Consider the following 6,682-nt stretch of genomic DNA (forward strand, 5'->3'; position numbering starts at 1 on the left):
CGTCGACTCCCTTTTTCTTCAGGGTCTCGGCGATCTCCATCGAACGATCGTTGAGCCGCTCGAAATCCCAGGGGATATAGGGTATGCCGTGCTCCGTGCAATAACTTTCCGCCCATTCGGGCGCAACTACGATATAGCGGCGGTCGAACCGGTCAACCGCCTCGACCGCATTCAAACTCCAGCCCAGCAGGGCCACATAACCTTTGTTCGGGTTTCGACTTTTCGATTCGTCAGCTGAAATCGACAAACCTTATCCCTCCTCGAACTCCACAGCCCGGAAACCGGGACGCTGAAATGAATCCCTGCAGGGCTGCCATTTCCATGGAGTACCCGGCCCCTGCTCGATCAACCATGACGAAGCTGTGACCGAGGGGCTTGTGACCGGGCGCGACCAGCACCCATCCCGCGGCGGGACTACGCTCAGGCGATGCCCGGTCCAGAGACCCTTCCGCCGCCACGCAACGGTGTCGGCCTCGCGTCGTTGGTGCTCGGCATCATCGCCTGCGCGGTCTCGTTCATTCCCGTCGTCAGCGAGTTCGTGGCCGCCCCAGCCGGTATCGGCGCCGTGGCCGCCGCGTTCATCGGCTGGGATCGGATCGAGAACGGTGTGGCCACCAACCGCGCCGACACGATCGCGGGCGGCATCCTCGGCGCGATCGCGCTGGCGGTCACGGCCCTCGTCTACCTCGCGACCCACTCCGGCTGACGAGCGCATTCCGTCGCCATGCACGGGGCGAGCGAAGTCCGTAGCCTGAAAATCGTGATTACTCTCAAGAAGGAAGACGGCGCGGCCGATCTCGCCGGTATCACCAAAATGAGCGTGGGGGTGAGCTGGGATCCGTCGGCGGGTTCCAGCGGTGGAATTCTCGGAATGGCCCGGCGCAAGCGCGGTGTCGACCTCGATCTGATCGCCGTGCTGTTCCAGGGTGCTGAGCCGGTGCGATTCGCCGGCCTGGATTCACTCGATCCGCTCGGCAACGGATCGGTGCTGCACACCGGCGACGAGCAGACCGGTGCGGCCGCGGGCGACGACGAGACCGTGCACGTCACATTCGCCACTGTTCCCCCCGCGATCGACTCCATCGTCTTCGTGGCCGTCGCGTTCAAGAAGGGCAGTTCCTTCGAGAAGGCGAACAACGTCTCGTTCAAGATCTACGACGCGACCGGGGACGATACCCAGCCTGTCGCCGATATCTGGCCGTCGCTGCTCGGCGCGGAGAACGCCAACGCGATCGCGCGGACCTTCCGCAACGGTCCGGTGTGGCAGCTGGAGGTCCTCGACCGCAAGGGCAAGATCAAGCAGGGCGATCGCCAGGCGTTGCTGCGCTTCGCGATCGGCTGACGTCGCGGCGGCAGGGCCCGGCGCGCAGTGCGCCGAGCTCCGCCGTGGCGCGGCGAACAGACCTCGCACTTTCCCACTTTTGCGACATCGGCGAAGTTCGTCAAGACCACGCGATTTCGGTGTTCCCTGAATAGTTGCTGCGCTACGGTTTTCCGCATGGACGACATCGAGTTGGATTTGCCGAGCGTCGCTACTTCCCACAACGCCGGACGAATTCTGGAAATCGGCGCGGTCGGTCTGCGCAACCCCCTCCCCGTCGACGGCGAACAGGCCCACGCCTATGTGTGCTGCGTCGACGGCACCACCCTGCAGCTCCCGGATTCGCTGCAGAACTGGGCCATGCAAACCCTCGCCGCGAACTTCGACCTACGCGCCACCGGCCTACCCTCGCTGTTCCCCTGCCGCTTCGAATTCGGCATCCGCGACGGCGCGGCCTACGCGGTACCGGTGACCCAGCGGTCGCTGCGCGAGAAGGCGAACGCGTGACGAGCTGAGCAGAGAATTCCTTTGTCGCACAACGCGTCTACCGCCAATATCTGCGTGCGCTGAAGAACTAGGCGATCGGCGGCAGGTGAACGACCTGGCCCGCGTAGGCCAGACCGGCGCCGAAGCCGAGTAGCAGCGCGGTGTCGCCGGGGTCGGCGGCGCCGGAGCGCACCAGTTGTTCCATGGCCATCGGAATGGAGGCGGCGCTGGTGTTGCCGGTTTCGATGATGTCGCGCGCGACGGCGACAGTCTCGGGCAGGCCGAGGGCGCGGACCAGCGCGTCGGTGATGCGGATATTGGCCTGGTGCGGAACGAACGCGTCGAGGTCGTGAGCTGTGAGGCCCGCGAGGTCGAGCGCGTCACGACATGCCTTCTCCAGAAACGTGACGGCCCAGCGGAAGACCTCGGTGCCGTTCATCCGGATGTAGGGACGTTGCGACGTGCCACCGCTGGCCTCCGCCGCGGCGACTTCGGCGAAGTACTCCAGGAAGTCCTTGTCCTGCTTGATCGCCGAGGTGCGCGCACCATCCGACCCCCACGCGACCGGGCCGATCCCCTCCTGCTCGGCCGGCCCGACGACGACCGCACCGGCACCGTCGGCGAAGATGAACGCGCACCCGCGATCGGTGGTGTCGAGCAGATCCGACAATCGCTCCACACCGATCACCAGCACCTGCCGCGCCTGACCCGAGCGCACCAGATTCGCCGCATCGGCCAACGCGTAGCAGAAGCCCGCGCAGCCCGCGGAGATGTCGAACGCGGCTGTGTCGTGCATGCCGAGTTCGGTCGCCACCACCGCGCCCGCCGACGGACCGAGCACCATCTGCGACGACGTCGCCAGCACCACCGCGTCGATCTGCTCGGCGCTCACCCCCGACGCCGTGAGCGCGTCCCGAGCGGCCGCGACACTCATCGAGACGATCGTCTCGTCGGGCTCGGCCCAGTGCCGGGCGGCGATCCCGGAACGGGTCTTGATCCACTCGTCCGAGGACTCGATCGCGTCGACGATCTCGGAGTTGGGCACGACACGGCGCGGGCGGTACACGCCGAGGCCGAGAATTCCCGCGTGGGTGACCGGAACCGCGGTGGCAATGGGGGTGGGCATGACATCCTCTCCATATGAACCGATCGGTTCACGTAGGAATAGGTCTAACATGAACCGATCGGTTCAATCAAGGGGTAGGAGAAGATCGGATGGCCGCCGGACCACGCGCCCGACTCATCGAGCACACGATCAGCACCGTCCAGGAACACGGCGTGCACGCGTCCTCCCTCAGCGAACTACTCGAGCGCAGCAGGACCTCACGCAACTCGCTGTACCAGCACTTCCCGTCCGGAAAGGGCGAATTGGTGCAGACAGCGGCGCGGATCGTGGCACGCCTGGTGTACTCACATGTGAGCGCCATGGCGGACGCCCTGCAGACCGCGCCTTCGGCCCAGCAGTGGCTCACCGACCTGCTCGCCTTCTGGCGCGCCCCACTGGAGAAATCCGACTACACCGCGGGCTCGTTCATGATGGCGGCCGCTCTCGACGAACTCGACCCCGCCGTCCAGTCCATCGCGGGCCAGGCGTTCGCCGAATGGACCGCCCGGCTCGCCGACGGGATCGTCGCCACCGGGATCGAGCGATCGACCGCGGTGTCGCTGGCCGGGTTCCTGCTCACCACCATCGAGGGCACGATCGTGCACAGCCGCGCGCTCAAGTCCGCGCATCCGTTCGACCAGGCGGTCACTCAGCTGACGATCCTGTTCAAGGTGCACCTGACCGAACGGTGAGCCGTCTCACGAGATGCTGTGTGCCGCATCGAGTTCGGCGCGCAGGGTGGCGATGATCCGGCGACGGGCCGCCGCCCCTTCGGGGCTGGGCGTCAACGGGTAGACGTGCACGAGTCCGGATTCTTCCTGATAGTCGAGGTCGACGCCCGCCGCGCGTGCCTTCGCCGCCAGCAGGCGGGCGTCGGGGTTCAGGATGTCGTCGGTGCCGGTGAACACGGTGATCGGGCCCAGCCCGCCGAAGTCGCCGAACAGAGGGCTGACCAGGGGATCCTTCATCGAGAGTTCGCCGCTCCACATCCGGCCGAACACCAGCCCACCGTCGCGACCCAGCCACGGGTCACGCAGCAGAACCGCGTCGATCTCGGGGTTCTCGAGAGTGAGGTCGAGCGCAGGAGAGATCAGCAGCGTGCGGGGGACGATATGACCCGCGTCGCGCAGGTGCAGCGCGGTGGACAGCGCGATCTGACCGCCCGCGGAGTCGCCGGCGAGGAACGTCGGACCGTAGCGCTCGTCGGCCGCGGTGACCAGTTCGGCGACCCGGGGAATCACCTCCGCCGCGGTGCCGAACGGGATCAGCGGATAGATCGGGACCGTCACGACGAGATGCGTCCGAGCGGCGATCCTGGCCGCGAGTTGCCAATGTTGCGAAGCGATTTCGCCCACCCAGCCGCCACCGTGCGCGTACACGAGGCCACCGCGGGAGATCCCGTCCGACGGGGTCAGCGTGTAGATCGGCCAGCCACGGTCGTGCTCCACCGAGATCTCGACACCGCGGAGTGTGCGCGGCGGACCGTAGGCGAGGGGCCGCAGCGCGCGCTCGCGCACGTGCGCAGCGGCCAGCTCGGCATCGACGTAATTCCGGTTGCGCCGGGTGACCCGCAGGAATCCCGGAATCACGAACCGACTCATCACACCGGGCACCGCGACCTCCACTCGACGACGAGACCGGTGCGGTCCACAGCGCTCGGGCCGAGCGTCACCGGTGCCAGCCAAGCTACTCCGTGCCGGCCTCAGCCGAGGGGCTGCTCGGTGATATCGGTGCGCAAGCTGGTGCCGTTGAGGTCCAGATAGAGCACGCCCTCGGTGACCGAGAGGGTGGCGGTATTGCGACGGTCGACCAGCCCCGCGGCCTCGTCGATGAACGCGCGATCGAAACTGACCAGCGGAATCTGCGCCGCGTTGTGAATCTTCTTGCCCGCGTACTGCGCGAGCACCTTCGCCGGGTCGCGGTGGGTATAGACCACGGCCCGACCAGCGAGTTTGCTCCCGCGGTGAATACGGTCCGCGTCGGGCGCGCCGACCTCGATCCACGCGGTCGTCCGGCCGGTCATATCCCGAACCTGCACCGCGGGCTCATCGGTGGCCGAGATCCCGCCGTCGCTGAACACGATCCCCTCCTCGTACTGCAAGCAGTACGCGAGGATCCGGGTGATCATGTACTCGGCCGTCTCCGACGGGTGCCGGGCAACCCGCAACTCGAGATCCTCGTACACCCCCCGATCCACATCGGCGAGCTGAACGGCGAAGTTGTGCAGTGTTGCGCTGAGTGCCATAGGAGCTCCGACCCTACCGGGCCGCGACGTCGACTACTCGCGCACTCCCGGTTGCGCTGACCGGTCCGGACCGCCAGCATCTGTACATGAGAATCACTCACGTTTCGGCTCTGGCCGCCGTTTTCCTCGCACTCGGCACGGCAACCGTTGCGGCAGCACCGAATGCGGCCGACTCACCCCGTCAGGCCATTGCCCGCGCCTACCTCGACGCCCTGGTGTCCCACGACGCGAGCGCGGTCCCCTTCGCCCCCGACGCCACCCGCGTCGAGGTCGGCATCCGAACCGGCTACTCGGGCCCCCAGCTGAGCGCCGACTTGGAGAACGGCCTCCAGTACCGCGTGATCCAGGGCATTCGCGACCTCACCATGTCCGAATCCGGCGACACTGTCACCACCCACTACCTCCTCGACGCCGGAGTGGCCGACATCCGCCTGACCACCGTGGAGATCACCGAGACCTTCGTCATCCCGGTGGACTCCATCCAGACGATCGAGGCCACGATCACGCCGGTGCTGTAACGACCTCGCGGCCGACGAGCTGTCTCGCGCTCACTGATCCGCATCCAGCAAGGCCCGCGGGGCGGCCTGACACCACGAGTCGGTGACGATGGCTTCCAGTTCCTCGCGATCGTCGAGTGACGCCAGGCGGACGCGGACCCAGGGGTTACCGGACTCGTGCGAGGCGATCCAGAATTTGCCGGGTTCGGCGAGGACCAGTTCGTCGCGATCGAGAATCGGGCAGCGGACCGCCATCGAGGTCTCGTCCTCGGGCAGGGTGAGGAACAGCTTGCCCGCGACCTTGAAAATCGGCATGCCCCAGGCGAAATGCTCTGTCGTCTGCGGCAGCGACAGCACGGAGGCGCGGACGTCCTCCCCGGTGACATTCATGCCCACATCCTGACACCACACACCGACACGATCGGATCCATCGCCGCGGGACCGGGACCGCTAGTCGACGGCACCGAGGGTGGCGACGGTTTTCCTGGCGCGGGAGGCGGTGATCCGGCGGCCGATCACACCGTGGCGGGGGGCGAAGAGGTAGACGAAGGTGAAGGCGACGCCCTGGGTCACCACGACCATGCCGCCGGCGGCGGTGTCGAGGTGGTAGCTGATGTAGAGGCCGGTCACCGCGCACAGCACCGAGATGGTGGGGGCGATGACGAGCATGCGGGAGAAGCGGTCGGTCAGGAGATAGGCGGTGGCACCGGGGATGATCAGCATGGCCACCACCAGCACCACGCCGACCGCTTGCAACGCGACCACCGAGGTCAGGGCCAGCAGGGCCAGCAGGGCGGTGCCGAGCACGCGGGGGTTGAGGCCGATGGCGTGGGCGTGGGTGGCGTCGAACGCGTAGAGGGTGAAGTCGCGGCGTTTGAGGACCAGGGCGACCAGGACGATGGCGGCCAGGATCATGATCTGGATCATCTCGCCGCGGCTCACACCGAGCAGGTTGCCGAAGACGATGTGGTTCAGGTCGGTCTGGCTCGGCGTCACCGACACCAGCACCAAGCCGAACGCGAACAGGG

Annotated in this window: 10 protein-coding genes and 1 pseudogene; 5 read left to right on the forward strand and 6 right to left on the reverse strand. The window is 66.8% G+C overall.

All coding sequences use genetic code 11. The annotated features are described in order from the left end of the window. A pseudogene (locus ACFWF3_RS19080) lies at nt 1-241 on the reverse strand (carboxylate--amine ligase); the annotation flags it as partial. A gap of 186 nt (nt 242-427) precedes the next feature. Here ACFWF3_RS19080 and ACFWF3_RS19085 point away from each other — a divergent pair. From ACFWF3_RS19085 to ACFWF3_RS19095, 3 genes are all read left to right on the forward strand, one after another. Next, the gene (locus ACFWF3_RS19085) at nt 428-706 is read left to right on the forward strand and encodes a hypothetical protein (protein ID WP_378994690.1); all 279 of its coding nucleotides are present in this window, start codon (nt 428-430) and stop codon (nt 704-706) included. 54 nt (nt 707-760) lie between these two features. Further along, nucleotides 761-1,342: a TerD family protein gene (locus ACFWF3_RS19090; RefSeq protein WP_379314680.1), complete on the forward strand. Its 582-nt coding sequence runs from the start codon at nt 761-763 to the stop codon at nt 1,340-1,342. 156 nt (nt 1,343-1,498) lie between these two features. Next, on the forward strand, nt 1,499-1,828 hold the full coding sequence (locus tag ACFWF3_RS19095; protein ID WP_378994692.1) for a hypothetical protein: 330 nt from the start codon (nt 1,499-1,501) through the stop codon (nt 1,826-1,828). Between the two features lie 67 nt (nt 1,829-1,895). Here ACFWF3_RS19095 and ACFWF3_RS19100 read toward each other — a convergent pair whose 3' ends face one another. Continuing rightward, complete coding sequence (locus tag ACFWF3_RS19100; protein WP_379314681.1) at nt 1,896-2,933, reverse strand: beta-ketoacyl-ACP synthase III; 1,038 nt, start codon at nt 2,931-2,933, stop codon at nt 1,896-1,898. Between the two features lie 89 nt (nt 2,934-3,022). On the opposite strand from ACFWF3_RS19100, the gene ACFWF3_RS19105 reads away from it, so the two are divergent. Further along, a complete protein-coding gene (locus ACFWF3_RS19105) occupies nt 3,023-3,604 on the forward strand; it encodes a TetR/AcrR family transcriptional regulator (protein WP_378663813.1) in 582 nt (193 codons plus the stop codon). A gap of 6 nt (nt 3,605-3,610) precedes the next feature. Here ACFWF3_RS19105 and ACFWF3_RS19110 read toward each other — a convergent pair whose 3' ends face one another. Both ACFWF3_RS19110 and ACFWF3_RS19115 read right to left on the reverse strand, forming a co-directional pair. Beyond that, nucleotides 3,611-4,513: an alpha/beta hydrolase fold domain-containing protein gene (locus ACFWF3_RS19110; protein WP_379314682.1), complete on the reverse strand. Its 903-nt coding sequence runs from the start codon at nt 4,511-4,513 to the stop codon at nt 3,611-3,613. A gap of 101 nt (nt 4,514-4,614) precedes the next feature. Continuing rightward, nucleotides 4,615-5,157 carry a YaeQ family protein gene (locus tag ACFWF3_RS19115; protein WP_378994702.1) on the reverse strand — a complete coding sequence of 181 codons (543 nt, stop codon included), beginning with the start codon at nt 5,155-5,157 and terminating at the stop codon, nt 4,615-4,617. Between the two features lie 86 nt (nt 5,158-5,243). Between ACFWF3_RS19115 and ACFWF3_RS19120 the strand changes: the two genes are divergently transcribed. Continuing rightward, nucleotides 5,244-5,675, forward strand: a complete 432-nt coding sequence (locus tag ACFWF3_RS19120; RefSeq protein ID WP_379314683.1) for a hypothetical protein — start codon at nt 5,244-5,246, stop codon at nt 5,673-5,675. Nucleotides 5,676-5,705: 30 nt separating this feature from the next. On the opposite strand, the gene ACFWF3_RS19125 is transcribed toward ACFWF3_RS19120, so the two are convergent. Together ACFWF3_RS19125 and ACFWF3_RS19130 are read right to left on the reverse strand one after the other, a co-directional pair. Then, nucleotides 5,706-6,044 (reverse strand): MmcQ/YjbR family DNA-binding protein, encoded by a 339-nt coding sequence (locus ACFWF3_RS19125; protein ID WP_379314684.1) that lies wholly within the window; start codon nt 6,042-6,044, stop codon nt 5,706-5,708. A gap of 60 nt (nt 6,045-6,104) precedes the next feature. Further along, on the reverse strand, nt 6,105-6,682 hold a 578-nt coding region (locus tag ACFWF3_RS19130; RefSeq protein WP_379314685.1), incomplete at its 5' end, for a metal ABC transporter permease.

Source organism: Nocardia sp. NPDC060220 (assembly GCF_042727815.1).
Lineage (GTDB): Bacteria > Actinomycetota > Actinomycetes > Mycobacteriales > Mycobacteriaceae > Nocardia.